The following is an 18794-nucleotide window of genomic DNA, read 5'->3' on the forward strand; positions in this document are numbered from 1 at the left end:
ATTAGTCTTCTATTATTTCTAACTCTAATTCTTCAGCAGATAATATAATACCGGTGCTATCAGCGTAAACAAAGTCGTCATCAAAGAAAGAAACACCTGCGAAGTTAACGCCAATACCGTCTTCACCTGCACCTTCACTATCGGCAGCAACAGGAATAGAGGCAATTGCTTGAATGCCTAAGTCTAGCTCTTCAAGTTCATCAACATGACGAATAGCACCGTAAACGATAATGCCTTGCCAGTTGTTTTCTAATGCGATTTCAGCCAGCTCAATATCAATTAGGGCACGTCGGGTTGAACCACCACCGTCAATCAATAACACGCTGTCGGTGCCATCGGTTGATAAAATCTCGCGGATCAGCTCGTTATTTTCAAAGCATTTAACGGTTTTTACTCGACCACTAAAGCTTGGGCGTCCACCAAAATTGATAAACATTGGTTCGAGCACATCAACCACATCTGCAAAGTGGTCGCATAAATCAGAAGTGCTGTAATCCATTTTTTCATCCTCTAAAGAGACTGTCTGTTTAGTACTCAGTATACCCTGATACAACTCAATAACAACGACTTAATAGCGGATTATTGGTTTAAATCAAAGGAATTTTGTCACCGCAACATTAGTGTCTCAAAAGCGTCACTTAATTGTTATTTTTAGCGCCTAAGCTGAGGTGAGTATAAAAATTAGACGCAAAGTATGACAAGGAGCTCACCATGGCAAACAACATACTTACAAAATTGGCAAAGGTGGACGAACAGCTGTTCTTAAGTGTGTTTAATGATGCTTCGCCAGTGTGGTTAAGGCGATCAGCCATTGGCTTTTCAAAAAGTGGTGATGGCGGTCTTTATGTTGCACTATTTTTGAGCTTTTGGTGGTTTACGGAGCAAGCGCATTTTCAACAACTTGCAATGAGTCTACTGGTAGGTTTTGTCATTGAGCGACCCATTTATTTTTTAGTTAAAAAGCGAATTGCTCGGGTAAGACCTTGTGATTGCTTAGTACAAGGCGCTTATTTAGTGCCGAGTGATAGGTTTAGTTTGCCATCGGGGCATAGTGCGGGAGCATTTGTAGTGGCGACAATTTTAACTATGTATTTACCTGAATTTGCCGGTTTGTGGTTGGTTTGGGCATCAGGGGTCGCTGCATCTAGAGTGATTATTGGTGTGCATTACCCCGCTGATGTGGTTATTGGTGCAGTAATGGGATCTAGTTGTGCAGTATTAGCTGTGATGGTGGTGGAGTCTATATGAGAATTTTGTACGGTATTCAAGGGACAGGCAATGGGCACATAACGCGTGCGCGTGTGATGGCTAGCACGTTTAGGGCTTTAGGAGTCGATGTTGACTATGTGTTCTCTGGTCGAAAAGAGCAAGACTACTTTGATATGGATGATTTTGCTGATTACCGAGTTTTTCGAGGTTTGTCGTTTACCAGTAAATCGGGGCAGGTTGATAGCTTTAAAACATTGAAAAATGCACGTCCACTACAACTAATTAAAGATATAAAAGGCCTTGATTTACGTCATTATGATTTGGTATTTAATGACTTTGAGCCAATTACAGCATGGGCTGCTAAACAACAAAATATTCCGGTAATTGGCATGAGTCATCAAGCGGCATTTTTATCTGATAAAGTGCCGATGTTTGGCCGCGCTTTCTTTCGCCGTGCGCTGATCCGTAACTATGCGCCAGCCAGTGTTTATTTAGGCGTACATTGGCAACCTTATGCTGAAAATATCATCCCTCCATTTATTGCTACTCATCATCACGATAACCCAGTGATGGTTGAAAATAAGGTGTTGGTGTATCTGCCATTCGAAAATCTTAACAATGTGGTCGAGTACTTAAAAGATTTTCCTGAAAGAGAGTTTTATTGTTATCACCCGGATGCTCAGGATTGTTCAATTGGTAATATCCATCTGCGAGCACCATCACGCGTTGGGTTTCTAAATGATCTTGCTAATGCGGGTGGCGTGATTGGTAATGCTGGATTCGAACTTGCAAGTGAAGCATTACAACTTGGTAAAAAATTATTGTTAAAACCGCTAGGTAAACAATTTGAGCAAGGTATTAATGCACAGACTTTATTGTCGATGGGGGCAGCTCATGTGATGAGTTATTTAAACCCCAATGCGATGGATGATTGGCTGCAATCTCCACAGAATAAAAAACTCAACTTCCCAAGCGATCCAGCACCTTTGGTTGAGTGGATAAGAAAAAAGCAGTGGGAAAAGGTGGATCAGCTCCATAAATACCTGTGGCAACAGGTTGATTTAGAACAAAAACTAATTGTTTAAACCTTCCTAATATTAGAAAATGTGCGACAAGTTTAATCACTTTTTATTAGCTGCTTTAGATAGTTTAGCTATACTCTTAAATGCATGTTTCTATAGGGCACTTTGAATGAATGTATTACAAAACTTAACTATTAAGCGTCGTTTGCAATTAAACGCGCTCGTTGTTGGTCTTGCAATGATTGTGATGCTGTGTGTAATTATCCTTGAGTCGCGCATGATGCTAAAACTCAATGAAACAATTCAAAATGCGGAGGAACTTGATATTCATGAACTTGCAATGCGCAAGCATGAAAAAAACTTTTTGTTTTATAAAGATGTCGAAAGTCTTGAGCTTTTTGAAAAAGAGTATGCACAGCTTAAAGTTAAAATGGCACGTCTTGACGAGCTAGTTAATGACTTATCAATGGAGTCAGCAAAACTTGATGAATTTAGAAGCTTAGCGAAATTGTATTACGATGACTTTAATGAAGTTGTTGTGTTGCAAAAGAAAATTGGTTTGCATCCTAAAGATGCGTTGTATGGTGAGCTACGTGGAGCCGTGCATCAAGTTGAAACCTTACTCAGTGAACGTGAAAACTATCAGCTATTAACCTTGATGCTGCAGCTTCGTCGCGCAGAGAAAGACTTTATGCTGCGATTTGATTTGAAGTATCTGGCTAAATTTGATGATTTAGTCAGTAATTTTCAGTCTGAAATTAAAAATGCAGGATTTGAAACTGGCTATGAGAAGCAATTACTTAGTAACTTGGCTACTTACCAAGTTAAATTCAAAGCGCTTGTCGATGCACAGGTGACTCTAGGATTAGATCTAGACTCAGGTGCACTAGGTGAAATGAAGCGAAGTGTAGAAAAGAGCGATGCAATTGTTAATCAATTAACAACGGAAACTAAAGCTTTTGTTGAGTCTAGCGCCGAGCGAGCGCAACTCATTGCGTTGCTTGTTTTCATTGTCGCCAGCGTTTTGGTCATGCTGTTAGTCTATTTTACTAGTCGTTCAATCATTATGCCTATTGAGCGTGTATATCACACGATTAATGAAATACGTCGCAGTAATGATTTAAGTATGTCTATTGAGCAGTCAGGTAAAGATGAAATCACCACGATGACAGTTGACTTTAATAGCTTGATTAGTGACTTTAAAAAGCTAATTTACGAAGTCAATACCGCTCTAGGCACACTCAATGTGGCAACAGAGCATTTATCTGAAACGACAGCGGCAACTAGCTCTGGTATGCAAGAGCAACTTCATGAAGCTGATATGGTTGCTACTGCTGCAACAGAAATGCAGGCGACGATCCAAGATATCTCTCACAATACTGAAGCAGCAGCGAAAAAAGCAGAGTCGACTAACTTAAGTGCGCAGCAAGGTCGTTCTGAGGTTGAATCAACGGTAGTGCAAATTAATCACTTATCAGACTCACTCGGTAATGCGTCAAGTGTGGTGTCGCAATTAGAAAAAGACGCTGAAACGATTGGCTCTGTACTGGATGTTATTCGTGGCATTGCTGAGCAAACAAACTTACTGGCACTCAATGCGGCTATTGAAGCGGCGCGTGCTGGTGAACAAGGCCGTGGCTTTGCGGTAGTAGCAGATGAAGTTCGCTCACTTGCGCAGCGTACTCAAGATTCAACACAAGAGATCGAGAGCATCATTTCGACCTTACAAGGGCGTACGCAAGAAGTGGTGAGCATTATGCAGCAATGTCGTACGCAAGGTGGCGAAAGTGCAGCACAGGCAAGTAAAGCCGGTGAGTTACTTCGTTCTATCACCGAAGATGTACAAACCATTATGGATATGAGCACTCACATTGCCACAGCGATTGATGAGCAAAGCCAAGTGGCTTCTGAGGTGAATAAAAACGTGGTTCGTATTCGTGATATCGCCCAAGAGGCATCGGGTCACGCAGCGACTAATGCGCAAACTAGCGAAGAAGTATCAGAGCAAGCGCGTGTGCTTTATCAAGCAATCGATAAGTTTAAAGTTTAATAATTACTTGATACTTTATATATAGACAAAGGCGCGGTGACGGTGTCGTCATCGCGCTTTTTTGTTTTTAGGTGTGCTTTATCGAGGCATTTTGATAGGTATTAAGGCACAAACTTGATAGGCACGCTGTCTTTACTTGCTTCGTGCTCAGAGACTCTCGTTTGGTATTTCTGCCAAAGCTCATCATGGTTAGCTTGCAGCTCACTTAAATAGTGCCAGCTGAATAAACCGCTATTATGATTATCGCTAAACACCAGTCGAATCGCATAATGACCAACCGGCTCAATCTTGTTAATTCCTACTTGTTGCTTACCAAGTACGAGTTTCATTGGTTCATTGCCATGACCTTGTACTTCAGCAGAAGGTGAGTGAACACGCAAAAATTCAGCACTAAATTGAGCAATAGTCTGATCATCAAAATGAACATCTAATACTTTGCTAACGCTGTGATAATGCACTTTAGTGACTTCTTTCATGTCAGCCTCGAATCTACGATTTATAAACTAAAAAGCCTCCAACTGGAGGCTTTTAATTATAACGCTAATTTGTTGATTAAAGAATGAAGCGACTTAAGTCTTCATCTTCAACAAGTGCACCTAAATGCTGCTCAACGTAATTAGCATCAATTGTTAGTGTTGAACCTGCTTTTTCTGAAGCATCAAATGAAATTTCTTCCATTAGTTTTTCCATCACTGTGTGCAAGCGACGGGCACCGATGTTTTCGGTTTTCTCATTTACTTGCCAAGCCGCTTTCGCGATACGTTCAATGGCATCATCAGTAAACTCAACGTCAACTTGCTCTGTTTTTAACAGCTCACGTTGTTGCTCAGTTAATGAAGCATGAGGCTCAGTTAAGATACGTTTAAAGTCATCAGCACTTAGTGCTTCAAGCTCAACGCGAATTGGTAAACGACCTTGTAGCTCTGGGATCATGTCTGATGGTTTAGCCATTTGGAATGCACCAGATGCGATAAACAACATGTGGTCAGTTTTAACCATACCGTGCTTAGTGCTTACTGTTGAACCTTCGATCAATGGTAGTAAGTCGCGTTGTACACCTTCACGGCTAACATCTGGGCCAGATGCTTCACCACGTTTACAGATTTTATCGATCTCATCGATAAACACGATACCGTTTTGCTCTACTGCGAAGATAGCTTGCTCTTTTAACTCTTCAGGGTTAACAAGCTTTGCTGCTTCTTCTTCAACTAATAGCTTAAATGCTTCTTTGATTTTTAGCTTACGCTTGCTGCGCTTATCGCCACCCATGTTTTGGAACATGCTCTGAAGCTGGTTGGTCATTTCTTCCATACCAGGAGGAGCCATGATCTCAACATTAGGTTGAGCTTGAGCAAGATCGATATCAATTTCTTTATCGTCTAACTGACCTTCACGTAATTTTTTACGGAAAGATTGACGAGTAGAAGAGTTCTCTTCTGTTTTTGACTCACCAAAGGTATCGCGTGCTGGTGGTAAAAGAGCATCTAAAATACGCTCTTCTGCCGCTTCTTCAGCGCGATGTTTGAATTTTTTGGTTTGCTGTTCACGCGTCATTTTAATTGAGATATCAACTAAATCGCGGATGATCGTTTCAACTTCTTTACCAACATAGCCCACTTCGGTGAACTTTGTTGCTTCAACTTTAATAAAAGGCGCATTAGCAAGTTTAGCTAGGCGGCGAGCAATTTCAGTTTTACCCACACCAGTAGGGCCAATCATTAAAATGTTTTTAGGTGTTACTTCACTACGTAAATCTTCGCTCAGTTGCATACGGCGCCAGCGATTACGTAGCGCGATTGAAACTGCTTTTTTAGCTTTAGCTTGGCCAATAATATGTTGATCAAGCTCGTGAACGATTTCTCTTGGCGTCATCTCAGACATGGCAGTTCCTATTACAATTCTTCAATAGTTTGGAAATTATTCGTGAATACGCAGATGTTGCCTGCAATCGTTAGGCTCTTCTCTACAATGTCACGTGCACTTAGGTCGGTGTTTTCTAGTAGCGCTGTGGCTGCTGATTGTGCGAAGTTACCACCACTGCCAATCGCAATTAGGTCGTTTTCTGGCTGCACAACATCACCGTTACCTGTGATAATTAATGAAGCAGTTTCGTCTGCGACTGCTAATAGTGCTTCGAGCTTTCTAAGTGCACGATCACTACGCCAATCTTTGGCCATTTCAACGGCAGCCTTGGTTAAGTTGCCTTGGTGCATTTCTAGTTTGCTTTCAAATCGTTCGAAAAGGGTGAAGGCATCAGCAGTACCGCCAGCGAAACCAGCGATTACTTTGCCGTTATAAAGACGTCGAACTTTGCGGGCGTTGCCCTTCATTACGGTGTTACCAAGTGAAACTTGGCCGTCGCCACCAATAACGACCTTGTCGTCGCGGCGTACACTTACAATAGTGGTCATGATTATTCCTCATCATCGAGCGGCAAGGGCGCTCGTAAAAAGCGATTGATGAGGTGTTTATATGGGTGAATGAACTAAAATCAAGTCCAAAGCCAAATTCCGCAGCCCATTATTTTGATGCGTTTAAGTTTATTCTTGTCACTTTCAGCTAAACGTTTGGTTTCGTATGGGCCTAAGCGCACTTTATACCAAACACCATTGCTGCCTTGTGTTTTCTTAACTTCGGCCACTAAGCCGGCAAAAGCGATTTTAGCTTTTAATGTTTGTGCTTGCTCTAATGTTCTAAAAGAGCCGCATTGCATGACATACGGGCCTTTTTGTTCAATCTCTTTTACTTCAACCTGAACTTCGTGCTCTTTAATCTCTTTGATAAATTCAGGTGTCTTAGGTGGTGGAATAACTACTTCTTCTTTTTTAGTAGGATTTGCTTGCTGCTCTACTAACTCAGGATCAGCATTATGTTTGATATACCATAGGCCGTAACCAAACCCGCCTACTAAGATAAGCGCAATTAAAACAAGAATAATAGGGAAAGGCTTTTTCGCCGGGGCTTGTTTTTTATTATTTCGATTTGCTGGTTTTTTATTTATGTAATCGTGCTGTGCCATGACTCTTAATTGGCCTTTAAATCATATCTATAGGATCAACATCTAAGCTCCAACGCACCTTTTGCGCTAATTTACTGGTACTTATATAGTCGACCATTTGCGCTAAATATTGGTGTAAGTGGGAGCGTTCCTGCGCCTGAATATGTAACTGAAAGCGATATTTACCTGCTACACGTTCTAGTGGTGCGGGTATCGGACCGAGCAATTGTATACCAGATACGTTCTGTACAGGAACCAAATCAGTTAAAAAATCCATCACTTGATTTATGTTATGTCCTTCGGCACGCACCATAGCCATATTTGTGATTGGTGGAAGTTGCGCGTCTTCTCGTTCTGTCAGTGCGTAACGGGCAAAATCTTGGTAACCATTATTAACTAAGTCTTGCAGTAGCGGGTGCTCAGGAAAGTGAGTTTGTAATAATACTTGCCCAGGTTCACCACTGCGACCTGCACGGCCTGCCACTTGCGTAACAAGTTGCGCTAAATGTTCAGTGGCGCGAAAGTCACACGAATATAATCCACTGTCTACATCTAGGATTAAAACAAGGCTAACATCGGCAAAGTGGTGGCCTTTTGCCAACATTTGCGTGCCAACTAAGATGCGCGCACCGCCTTGGTTAATATCATCAAGGGCTTTTTCTAAGCTGCCTTTACGACGAGTTGAATCTCGGTCGATACGACTAATCGGAATATCAGGGAAGGTTTGTGTTAAAAACTCTTCGATTTGTTCAGTGCCTTTGCCATTTGGAAAAATCTGCGTACTGCCACAATCAGGGCATTGATGAGGCACTTGGTGTTGTTCACCACAGTGGTGACAAATCATCTGGCCAATGGCTTTATGAAAGGTTGCACTGGTGCTGCAACGTGAGCACTCACTTAGCCAACCGCACTCATGGCATATAAGGGTAGGCGAAAAACCACGACGGTTTAAAAACACCATCACTTGCTTACCACGTTCTAAATGCTGGCGCATATAGGCAAGGCTGGCATGGGCAATCCCTGCTTGCTCAGGCTGACCTTTCATGTCCATTAATTGGAACTGGTTATCAGTACTGGTTTGGGCCCGTTCAGTGAGGCTCAACAGCTGATATTTGTTATTAATTGCTTTATGTAAGGTCTCAAGTGCTGGTGTGGCACTGCCTAGAACGAGCGGAATATTATGTTGGTATGCTCTATAAGCGGCTAGATCTCTAGCATGATAGCGCAATGTATCTTGTTGCTTAAACGAGCTGTCGTGCTCTTCATCAACGATGATCATGCCAAGAGATAAAAAGGGCAAGAAAATACTCGAACGTGTGCCGATCACTATGGCGCAGCTGCCTTTTTCACAAAAACGCCAAGTTTGTAAGCGTTCGTTATCTGTTAGTGCTGAGTGCCATAGCATAATTGGCGTATCAGGAAAGCGACGACGAAAGCGGTTGACAGTTTGGGGTGTTAAGCCAATTTCAGGCACTAATACTAAGGCTTGCTGACCTTTTTTCAGTACTTCTTCTAGGCATTGCAAATACACTTCGGTTTTACCACTTCCGGTAACTCCTTCAAGCAAAAAGCTGGTAAAGCCACGAGCTTGGTTAATGCTGGTGCAGGCAACTGCTTGCTCTTTATTAAGCACCGGCTTGCTACCAACAGTCGGCGCGCGTTGCTGCCATTGGTTATCATGCTCAATAAACTGGGTGATCAGTTCTTTATCAAGCAGACTGTCGATGGTTTTTTTTGTAAATCCGAGCGCTTTTAATTCTGTGACCGATGACTTGCCCGACTCGGCTAGCTGTTTTAATAAACTTAACTGGGTTTTTGCTTTTAATGACGGCAGTTTTGCACCTTTATCGGTCAGCTCAACCATATTAATACTGGTTTTATCTGGGCATTCGCCTTGCCTTAATGCAGCCGGAAGTGCCGTATGAATGGTCTCGCCCAATGGGTAACAGTAGTAGCGTGCTGTGAATTTTAGTAATGCTAAATGTTGCTCAGATAACACTGGCGTGTCGTCTATAACATCAATAATCGGCTTGATTTTGTCAGCGGGAACATCGGTTGATGTTTTAAGAGCCAGTACCACGGCAACCTTTTTTTGACTACCAAATGGCACGCGAACCCGCATACCTGGCTTTAACTCAGGGCTATGCAGCAGCTGTTCAACTTTATAATCGAAGGTACGCTGTAAAGGGACTTTTATGGCAACTTCTACAAAGTGCATAACAACTCAACTGAAACAAAGATAGAAAGATAATGTACTAAAATTGCAGTTAAAAACCTACCAACAAATACTGAACAACAGACCACTTGGTTATTTTTTTAGCGAAAGATGTATTTAAAGCTTGTCGTAAGGCTTCTTGAGCTATAAAATACGCGGCCTATTAATTGTATTAACTGCGTATGGTGCCAGACTTCGGGTTTGGAGAGCGATACGGCCTTAACTAGAGGTTCCCTATGAAAGAAGGTATTCACCCTAAGTACGAAGCTATCACTGCAACTTGTTCATGTGGTAACAAATTCGAAACTAGCTCAACTCTTTGTAAAGACATCCACTTAGACGTATGTTCTGAGTGTCACCCGTTTTACACTGGTAAGCAAAAGATTTTAGACACTGGCGGCCGTGTTGATCGTTTCAACAAGCGCTTCGGTGCACTTAGCAGCAAGAAGTAATCTCTGCTGTTTAGTTAAAAAAAGCACCTTAGGGTGCTTTTTTTATACCTGAAATTCTAACACCGCTACTCACTCATCATCTTCACTTATGTAACTTGCATAACTATTTCTGAGTGTTATGCCCATTATGTCATCAACTGTAGAGACAAAGTGTAATCCCTTAGCTATATTCTTTTTTGTATAAATGAGTATACCAATCCGCAATAATACTTAATCATTTTGAGGGATTAAACCTGTCGCTACCTGCGTTAAAAATTTCTGATTTAGAACACAACTAAATAACGAAATTTTTGCCTTGCTATCAACAAGGTTTCATTGTCTCAAAATAGACTACTTAATTAAGCGTATTGGTATCTAAAAGTTATTAGAAATAATAAATTTAAATAACTTTGTTAGCAAATGCTGTGAACTTCGTTGAAATGGCTGTTTTGGGCTAATTTCGGCTAATTGCAGTGTACGTGCGTATAAAATACAACAACACGTGCTTAAAAGGTCATAAATAGATGAATTTTTATGTCTGGTTAATCGCAACTATGCACAGAAATTGTTGGGAAATCCTTTAAAATTAAGCGATATAGCATATAACAGGATAGACCTGATAATACTTGGAATTTTTATACATTACAGGTATCGTACTGATGCAAGCTCTCTCACTTTTTAACTTTTTGCAGGATACTATCGCGTTATGTCAGATTTTCGTGAACAAGCATTACATTACCACGCTCACCCCGTTCCAGGTAAAATTAGTGTTGAACTAACCAAGCCAGCCGAAACGGTTAACGATCTCGCTTTAGCTTATAGCCCAGGTGTGGCTGAACCAGTCCGTGAAATTGCTGCTGATCCAGCAAACGCCTATAAATACACAGGCAAAGGCAATATGGTTGCAGTTATTTCAAACGGTACCGCAATTTTAGGTTTAGGTAACTTAGGTCCGCTTGCATCAAAACCTGTAATGGAAGGTAAAGCCTTACTATTCAAACGTTTTGCTGGCCTTGACTCAATTGATATTGAAGTTAAACACCGCACAACAGAAGATTTCATTAATACGGTTGCTAACATCGCTGATACGTTTGGTGGTATCAACCTAGAAGATATTAAAGCACCAGAATGTTTTGAAATCGAAAAAGCGCTTATCGAGCGCTGTGATATTCCCGTTTTCCACGATGACCAACATGGTACCGCTATTGTTACAGCTGCTGGTATGCTTAACGCCCTTGAAGTGCAAGGCAAAGATATCGAAGATGCTATCATCGTATGTTTAGGTGCTGGTGCTGCTGCTGTTGCTTGTATGGAGCTTTTAATTAAGTGTGGTGCACTGCGTGAACACATTTATATGCTTGACCGTAAAGGTGTGATCCATACTCGTCGTGATGACTTAAACGAGTATAAGCAATTATTTGCTAACAACACCGATAAGCGTACATTACAAGATGTTATTGCTGATGCTGATGTATTCGTTGGTGTATCAGGTCCTAACCTGTTAACTGCAGATGATCTTAAGCTGATGGCAGATAAGCCAGTTGTGTTTGCATGTTCAAACCCAGATCCTGAGATTGCTCCAGAAGTTGCACATAGCGCGCGTAACGATTTAATTATGGCAACGGGTCGTTCAGATTTCCCTAACCAAGTAAATAACGTGCTTTGTTTCCCATTCATTTTCCGTGGCGCGTTAGATGTTCGTGCAACGGCAATTAATGATGAAATGAAAATTGCTGCAGTTCATGCTATTCGTGGCATCGCGAAAGAGCCTGTACCAAGTGAAGTATTAAAAGCGGCTGGCGTTGAGTCACTTGAGTTTGGTGCCGAGTACATCATTCCTAAGCCTATGGATCCGCGTTTATTACCACGTATTGCACGTGCTGTTGCTGAAGCGGCTGTAGAGTCGGGTGTGGCGCAAATCGATATGCCAGAAGATTACATGCGTTAAACTTAATTAGCCTTAGGTATAACGCTCAATAAAAAACTCAGCCTAGGCTGAGTTTTTTTATATCTGCGATTATCGGCGGTGATCCGATGGCCGAAATACTTATTCTGAATCAAGCACTGGGATATCTAATCCCATTTCTTGCATAATTCTTTTAACTTCTTCAGGTACCTTTTCAGGGTTGTCTTTACGTAGGTCGTCATCATTTGGTAATGGTTGACCTGTAAAAGCATGTAAGAAAGCTTCACACAATAACTCACTGTTCGTCGCATGACGCAGGTTATTGATCTGGCGGCGTGTACGCTCGTCAGTTAATACTTTTAATACGTTAAGTGGGATTGATACGGTAATCTTTTTTACTTGTTCTGATTTTTTACCGTGTTCTGCATATGGGTGAATGTATTCACCGTTCCATTTAGCCATAAGTTGTTTCGTTGCCTCGGTTGTCAGTGATTTACGCCTTATTCACAGCGCAAGATGCGGAAATTCTATCTCTTTAAAAAAGATAGTCAAATACTAGTTATTTGGCCATCTAGTGGTGTAAATGTATAAACTTCTATGTGTAAGCGATAAATGCTTTGACTTCTCATATTTGATCATCTAACCTTTTAGACGTCTAAACATCCAATTAAAGAATAGGTGATGAAATGAGCGAAAAAAATAAAGCGACGATTGCTGTTCGTCACGGCATAGAAGCCGATAAACATCATGGTGCGGTTGTGCCTCCTTTATACTTATCAACCACCTATTCGTTTGCTGATTTTGATACTAAGCGCCAGTATGACTATGGTCGCAGCGGTAATCCAAATCGCGATATCTTAGCTGAAACCTTAGCTGAACTTGAAGGTGGTGCTAAAGGTATTATCACTGCAACAGGTATGTCTGCTGTGCATTTAGCCACTCAGCTATTAAACAGTGACGACACGTTAGTGATCCCACATGACTGTTATGGCGGTAGTTATCGTTTATTCACCTCGCTTGAAAAGCGTGGCCTGTTAAAACTAAAAGTTTTGGATTTAACTAAATCTGAAAATCTCCAAGAAATTTTAGCGATTAAACCTAAGTTGATTTGGATTGAAACGCCAAGTAACCCAATCTTGCGTTTAACAGATATTAAAGCAATCACTAGTATTGCTAAGCAGTGTGGTGCTTTGGTTGCGGCTGATAACACCTTCTTATCACCTGCATTACAAAACCCAATTGAGTTTGGTGTTGATATTGTTGTGCACTCAACCACTAAATACATCAATGGTCACTCTGATGTAGTGGGCGGTGCAGTGATTGCTGCAACGCAAGAGCTAGGCGACGAGCTTGCTTGGTGGGCGAATAATATCGGTATTACTGGTGCACCATTTGACAGCTACTTAACGCTTCGTGGTTTACGTACTTTAAATGTACGCCTAAAGCAGCACCAAGAGAATGCCTTTGCCATTGCTGAGTATTTAGAAAGCTCTCCTTATGTAAGCCAAGTCTATTACCCTGGCCTTGCTTCTCACTCACAACATGAGCTTGCTAAGGCACAGCAACGCGGTTTTGGTGGCATGGTGAGCTTTGATATTAAAGGCGACATTAACGATGCAGCAGCGTTTTTAACTAGTCTTAAAGATTTTAGCCTTGCTGAGTCACTAGGTGGGGTAGAAAGTTTGATTTGTCACCCTGCAACAATGACACACGCAGGCATGGAGCCTAAAGCGCGTCTTGAAGCCGGTGTAGGCGATACGCTGATCCGTATTTCTGTAGGTATTGAAGACGTAAAAGATCTCATTGCAGATTTAGACCGTGTATTCAATTTAGTTAAGCCTGGTCAAGGCCAACAAGTTACAAAAGCGGCTGTAGAGCAAACACAGCAAGATACACAGCAAAACGCGTCATTCAAGTTAACGCCAGCACATACGGCATTGTGGTAGAAGAAATGGTAAATATTGTTCATAAATTTGGTGGCTCAAGCTTAAGCTCCGCAGATCGTTATCATGCGGTAGCGAACATTGTTTTAGCGAATACAGAGCAGGGCGATTGCATCGTTGTGTCGGCATCGGGTAAAACAACCGATACCCTAGTGAAGCTATGGCAAAGTTACCAGCAGCAAGATAGCCAAGCTGTTAGCGATATTCTACTGCTTATTGATAACAACCAACGCGCTTTAATTGAGCAACTACTCACAGGCCAGAATAAACAACAGGCGTTAGCACAGCTAAAAGATGAACTTGCTGTTCTAAATGAATTAATTAGTCAGCAACAGTTACTTGAAGCCCCTTTACTTGCTCATGGTGAAGTGTGGTCGGCGCGGTTATTGGCTGCTTATCTAAATCAGTTAGGTGTCGATTCGCAAGATGTTGATGCAAGACAGCTATTTACTCTAAATGGTGGCCAGCTTTTACATCAAAAAAACCAACAGCAATGCAGTGATGCGATTAGCAGAACACATATCAACGTAGTAACGGGTTTTATAGCTGCAGATTGCCAAGGTAATACGGTGACATTAGGCCGTAATGGCAGTGATTACAGTGCCACTTTGTTAGCGAGTTATACTTTTGCCAAGCAAGTGTCTATCTGGACAGATACACAAGGGGTATTTAGTACTGACCCTCGTAAAGTTAAAAATGCGGTTAAGTACGCCAAAGTATGCCGCGAGCAAGCTAACTTATTAGCGCGTTTAGGTAACCCAGTATTGCATGCAAAAACCTTGTCGCCGTTAAAAGACTCAGAAATTAAATTAGTGGTAAGAAGTAGTTTTGATTGTGATGCAACGCCAACCGAGGTAGTAAAAGAAGGTTATAGTAAAGCAAAACGTTTTATTACGACCTTAGATAACATCGATTTATTACGGGTTGATAAACTAAGCAGTGGTGAAGTCGGTGAGCTTAGTCAGTTAATTCAACACAGCCTGCATCACTTTACTAAAGAGGGCGATACTTACTTATTAGTGCCAGGTCAAAGCACTCACCAAGTTGTCAGCCACTTAGCGGGCCGTGCAAATATTGTTGAGTCAAATTTAAGTGGTTGTGCAGTAGTTGCCCCAACAGCTGATGTATCTGCGCTAACAGAGCAAGCCACAGCGCTTTTAAAAGAGCAAAGTATTCATCCTCGTTTTGTACAACAAGACGATAACTATGTGTTGATCTTAAACGATCAGGCAATTGATAGTGATGTTTTAACTCTTCTACATGACAAGCTGGTAAACAAAGGTCAAGAGTTGGCCATTATCGTTGCTGGACTTGGTAATGTAGGCGAAGTGTTCTTATCGCAACTACAAGCTCAGTTTGCGCGTTTATCTGCTCAGTACAAAGTAAAAGTAGTTGCTCTTTTACGCTCTAAACAAATGCTTTTTAGTGCCAGTGGTTTAAATACCGAAACATGGCAAGAGCAGTGGCATAATGAAGCGCAAAGCTACGACAAAGCTGAATTATTAGCACGTATCAATGAACTAGATTATGAGCACAAAGTGGTGATTGATATCACTGCCAGTGAGGCGTTCAGTCAGTTATACCCTGACTTTGTTGAACTTAACTGTCACTTGATCAGTGCAAACAAATACGCGGGCACTGCAGAAAATAGCTGGTATCAAAACCTACGCACTAATTTGGCTGAGCGAAATCTGTTATGGCGTTATAACACCAGTGTGGGTGCAGGTTTACCGATTAACTTTGCTTTAGCTGATTTGCAAAATAGCGGAGACAGCATTAACCGCATTGAAGGGGTATTCTCGGGTACTTTATCTTGGTTATGTAGCAGTTATGATGGCAGTGTGCCGTTTTCAGATTTAGTGCTTCAAGCTCAGCAAATGGGCTATACAGAGCCAGATCCTCGTGAAGATTTATCTGGCCGTGATATGCAGCGCAAACTGCTAATTTTAGCGCGTGACTTAGGCCTTGATTTAGAGCTTGATGATATTGCTTTAACACCTCTGATGCCTGAACAGCTTGCATCAGGAAGCTGGCAAGATTTCCTTGCAAACAAACAGCTACTTGATGAATTTATGACAGACAAAGCAGCGCAAGCTGCGGCGGAAGATAAAGTGGTGCGCTACACCGGTGCTATCACACTCGTAGATGGTAAGGTTCAGGCTCAAGTTGGTTTAGTCAATGTTGGCAAAGATGATGTATTAGCAAGCCTTAAACCGGGCGATAACATCTTTGTGATCAATTCACAGTGGTATACAGATAATGCATTGGTGATCCAAGGCCCAGGAGCGGGTAAAGAAGTCACTGCCGCAGGGGTGCACTCAGACCTGTATTGGCTGGTAAATAACCTAAAATAATTTTGCTGATCTTAGTTTAAATAGCTAAGCAAAAAGCGCCCCAAGGGCGCTTTTTTATGTCTTATAGCAACTTAGTTATTTAGAACAACTCTTCCTCTGTGCTGAGCTTTTCTTCAAATACGTCTGTTGGTTGATCGAGTACGTACTTAGTTGGTGCAGTGCCTTTAATGAAGTATTCAAAACGACTGGTGTAATCATTTTTGTGACTCAATAGACCTGTTGCTAAGTCGATTCGAACCGATACTAAACCTTCAGGAAGCTCAATAGGTGCTTCTGGCATACCATCAAGGGCTGCACGCATAAAGTCGACCCATGCAGGTTGCGCGGTTTTAGCGCCGGATTCTGCACCTGATATTTGCGATTTATCGAGGTTACTATTGTAAGTCATGCGGCCTAGGGCTTTTCCAGGGTTATCAAAACCAACCCAGACCGAAGTCATTACATTGCGATTAAAGCCGCTAAACCAAGTATCTACCGAATCATTAGTGGTACCTGTTTTACCAGCTAAATCACGACGGTCAAGCGACTGTGCACGCCAGCCTGTGCCACTCCAGCCTGTTTTATGGGTCCAACTACCGCCCCCCCAAATTGCACTGTGCATAGCTTGCGAAATTAAAAATGCATTTTGCTTAGAAATGATACGAGGCGCACAGCGAGGTGTTTTCGTTATCTCCGCTTCAGTAAAACTCTGTTGATTCTGGTTAAGAGATGCAAACTCAGGGGTTACAGTTTGCTTAGGCGCATCACAAGCAAGTTCAGGCTCTGTTTTAAATAAAACAGTACCCGCCGAATCCTGAATCTCAGAGATAAAGTAAGGGGTTATCAAATGACCGCCATTGGCGAATGTACTCATACCGCGGGCTAGTTCAAGTGGAGTGATTGAAGCGCTACCGAGTGCGAGTGATTCACTGCGGTTAATATCGTTATTCAAAAAGCCAAACTTAAGCAAATGATCGGCTGTACGCTCAAGGCCAACACCACGTAATAGGCGCACCGAGATTACGTTCTTCGATTGTGCGAGTGCTCTGCGAATACGTATAGGACCATTATAAACCGCTGGGCTGTTCTTAGGGCGCCATGCCACACCTTGGCTTTTATCCCATTGATTAATTGGCGCATCATTCAAAATAGAAGCAAGCGTATAGCCATTCTCAAGTGCCGCTGAATAAATAAATGGCTTAATGTTTGAGCCTACTTGGCGTTTTGCTTGAACTGCGCGATTGTATTGGCTTTGTTCAAAGCTATAACCACCGACAATCGCTTTAATACGACCATCTTGCGGATCAAGTGAAACAAGTGCGCTCGATGCTTCTGGTACTTGGCTAAGGATATAGCTTTCATCTGCATTTTTACGCAGCCAAATTTGCGCTCCCGCTGATAAAATTTCCGTAGCTGTTTTTGGTGCAAAGCTTTGACGGTAACGCGTAATATATTTACGCGCCCATTTTAGACCATCCCACTCAACAGTGACTTGTTCACCGCTTTTTAATAGCACATCAATTGATTGTTCAGCGACATTGGTGACAACACCTGCTAATAGCGGACCAAATTCTTTGACATCTTTTAATTTAGATAAGATCTCTTCTTGGCTAAGAGGGCTTTCATTTTCGCTGTCCCATAACTGAGCCGCAGCACCACGGAAGCCATGACGCATATCGTAAGCGTGTAGGTTATCAACAATCGCATCTTGAGCAGCCTGTTGAATGTTAGAGTCAACGCTGGTGTAAACTTTAAAACCAGTATTATAGGCGCGCTCGTGACCATAACGAGCTACCATTTCAGCACGAACCATCTCTGAAATATACGGGGCATAGACTTCAATTTCTGCGCCGTGAAATTTTGCAGTAATAGGTGCGTTAATAGCCTCTTCATATTCGCTTCGAGTGATGTACTTTTCGGTGTACATACGACCTAATACGACATTTCGACGAGCCTTTGCGCGAACTGGGTTACGAATAGGGTTAAGTGCAGAAGGTGCTTTAGGTAGGCCTGCAATCATAGCCATTTGCGCTAAAGTTAACTCGTTTAAATCTTTGCCATAGTAAACTTGCGCAGCTGCACCAATACCAAAGGCGCGATTACCCAATTCGATTTTGTTTAAGTATAATTCGAGAATTTCGTCCTTAGTTAAAATACTTTCAATGTGAAGAGCTATGAAGATCTCTTTAACTTTACGGATATATGCTTTTTCTCGGGTTAAGAAGAAGTTACGGGCAAGCTGCATGGTTATCGTACTTGCGCCTTGTTTCTTTTCACCGGTAGATATGAGTACAATGGCTGAGCGAACTATACCAATTGGATCAATGCCAATATGTTCATAAAAGCGATTATCTTCTGTTGCTAATATTGCATCGATTAATGGTTGGGGTATTTGATCTATTGTTACTGGAATGCGGCGTTTTTCACCAAATTGATTGATCAATAAGCCATCTCGTGAGAAAACTTGCATAGGTGTCTGTAACTGAACGTCTTTTAAAACCTGAACGCTAGGAATGTCGGGTTTAACGTAATAGTATAGACCAACTAAAGTGATTAGTCCTAAAAATGAGCAGATGATAATAAATTGTAAAGTTCGCTTTAATAAAATCACTTATATTTTCCCTAAATGGACTCCCAATTAGAATCGGAGACTGCTAGTATATATTGATTAAAAAATGAATAATATT

At 41.8% G+C, this 18794-nt stretch carries 15 protein-coding genes; 7 read left to right on the forward strand and 8 right to left on the reverse strand.

The genetic code is table 11. The annotated features are described in order from the left end of the window. Position 1 precedes the first annotated feature (1 nt). Positions 2-499, reverse strand: coding sequence for a ribonuclease E activity regulator RraA (rraA, locus tag IMPJCBKJ_RS02760; protein ID WP_054552822.1), 498 nt, complete (start codon positions 497-499; stop codon positions 2-4). Between the two features lie 212 nt (positions 500-711). On the opposite strand from rraA, the gene IMPJCBKJ_RS02765 reads away from it, so the two are divergent. The 3 genes from IMPJCBKJ_RS02765 to IMPJCBKJ_RS02775 all read left to right on the forward strand — a co-directional run bounded on the left by IMPJCBKJ_RS02765 (position 712) and on the right by IMPJCBKJ_RS02775 (position 4281). Beyond that, on the forward strand, positions 712-1248 hold the full coding sequence (locus IMPJCBKJ_RS02765) for a phosphatase PAP2 family protein (protein WP_054552821.1): 537 nt from the start codon (positions 712-714) through the stop codon (positions 1246-1248). Next, complete coding sequence (locus IMPJCBKJ_RS02770) at positions 1245-2294, forward strand: MJ1255/VC2487 family glycosyltransferase (protein WP_138599281.1); 1050 nt, start codon at positions 1245-1247, stop codon at positions 2292-2294. The genes IMPJCBKJ_RS02765 and IMPJCBKJ_RS02770 overlap by 4 nt, the downstream gene beginning before the upstream one ends. Positions 2295-2400: 106 nt before the next feature. After that, the gene (locus IMPJCBKJ_RS02775; RefSeq protein ID WP_138616133.1) at positions 2401-4281 is read left to right on the forward strand and encodes a HAMP domain-containing methyl-accepting chemotaxis protein; all 1881 of its coding nucleotides are present in this window, start codon (positions 2401-2403) and stop codon (positions 4279-4281) included. Between the two features lie 101 nt (positions 4282-4382). On the opposite strand, the gene IMPJCBKJ_RS02780 is transcribed toward IMPJCBKJ_RS02775, so the two are convergent. The 5 genes from IMPJCBKJ_RS02780 to priA form a co-directional block, all read right to left on the reverse strand. Next, positions 4383-4757 carry a gamma-butyrobetaine hydroxylase-like domain-containing protein gene (locus IMPJCBKJ_RS02780; protein WP_138599280.1) on the reverse strand — a complete coding sequence of 125 codons (375 nt, stop codon included), beginning with the start codon at positions 4755-4757 and terminating at the stop codon, positions 4383-4385. A gap of 76 nt (positions 4758-4833) precedes the next feature. Further along, positions 4834-6162 carry an HslU--HslV peptidase ATPase subunit gene (gene hslU, locus IMPJCBKJ_RS02785; protein ID WP_166338718.1) on the reverse strand — a complete coding sequence of 443 codons (1329 nt, stop codon included), beginning with the start codon at positions 6160-6162 and terminating at the stop codon, positions 4834-4836. Between the two features lie 11 nt (positions 6163-6173). Continuing rightward, on the reverse strand, positions 6174-6692 hold the full coding sequence (hslV, locus tag IMPJCBKJ_RS02790; RefSeq protein WP_054552816.1) for an ATP-dependent protease subunit HslV: 519 nt from the start codon (positions 6690-6692) through the stop codon (positions 6174-6176). A gap of 80 nt (positions 6693-6772) precedes the next feature. After that, complete coding sequence (locus tag IMPJCBKJ_RS02795; RefSeq protein ID WP_054563328.1) at positions 6773-7300, reverse strand: SPOR domain-containing protein; 528 nt, start codon at positions 7298-7300, stop codon at positions 6773-6775. Positions 7301-7316: 16 nt separating this feature from the next. Beyond that, positions 7317-9497: a primosomal protein N' gene (gene priA / locus IMPJCBKJ_RS02800; protein ID WP_138599279.1), complete on the reverse strand. Its 2181-nt coding sequence runs from the start codon at positions 9495-9497 to the stop codon at positions 7317-7319. Between the two features lie 233 nt (positions 9498-9730). Between priA and rpmE the strand changes: the two genes are divergently transcribed. Next, positions 9731-9946: a 50S ribosomal protein L31 gene (gene rpmE, locus IMPJCBKJ_RS02805; RefSeq protein WP_036973208.1), complete on the forward strand. Its 216-nt coding sequence runs from the start codon at positions 9731-9733 to the stop codon at positions 9944-9946. 685 nt (positions 9947-10631) lie between these two features. Beyond that, a complete protein-coding gene (locus IMPJCBKJ_RS02810; RefSeq protein ID WP_054552813.1) occupies positions 10632-11873 on the forward strand; it encodes a malic enzyme-like NAD(P)-binding protein in 1242 nt (413 codons plus the stop codon). Positions 11874-11972: 99 nt separating this feature from the next. Here IMPJCBKJ_RS02810 and metJ read toward each other — a convergent pair whose 3' ends face one another. Then, on the reverse strand, positions 11973-12293 hold the full coding sequence (gene metJ / locus IMPJCBKJ_RS02815; protein WP_036973203.1) for a met regulon transcriptional regulator MetJ: 321 nt from the start codon (positions 12291-12293) through the stop codon (positions 11973-11975). 224 nt (positions 12294-12517) lie between these two features. Here metJ and metB point away from each other — a divergent pair, with 224 nt between their 5' ends. Together metB and metL are read left to right on the forward strand one after the other, a co-directional pair. Beyond that, complete coding sequence (gene metB / locus IMPJCBKJ_RS02820; RefSeq protein WP_166338719.1) at positions 12518-13777, forward strand: cystathionine gamma-synthase; 1260 nt, start codon at positions 12518-12520, stop codon at positions 13775-13777. A 5-nt stretch (positions 13778-13782) separates the two neighbouring features. Next, positions 13783-16128, forward strand: a complete 2346-nt coding sequence (gene metL / locus IMPJCBKJ_RS02825) for a bifunctional aspartate kinase/homoserine dehydrogenase II (protein ID WP_166338720.1) — start codon at positions 13783-13785, stop codon at positions 16126-16128. A gap of 79 nt (positions 16129-16207) precedes the next feature. Here the strand turns inward: metL and IMPJCBKJ_RS02830 are convergent, their stop codons facing one another. Continuing rightward, positions 16208-18718, reverse strand: a complete 2511-nt coding sequence (locus tag IMPJCBKJ_RS02830; protein ID WP_166338721.1) for a PBP1A family penicillin-binding protein — start codon at positions 18716-18718, stop codon at positions 16208-16210. Between the last annotated feature and the right edge of the window lie 76 nt (positions 18719-18794).

The sequence above is a fragment of the Pseudoalteromonas sp. MB47 genome (assembly GCF_011319765.1).
Lineage (GTDB): Bacteria > Pseudomonadota > Gammaproteobacteria > Enterobacterales > Alteromonadaceae > Pseudoalteromonas > Pseudoalteromonas simplex.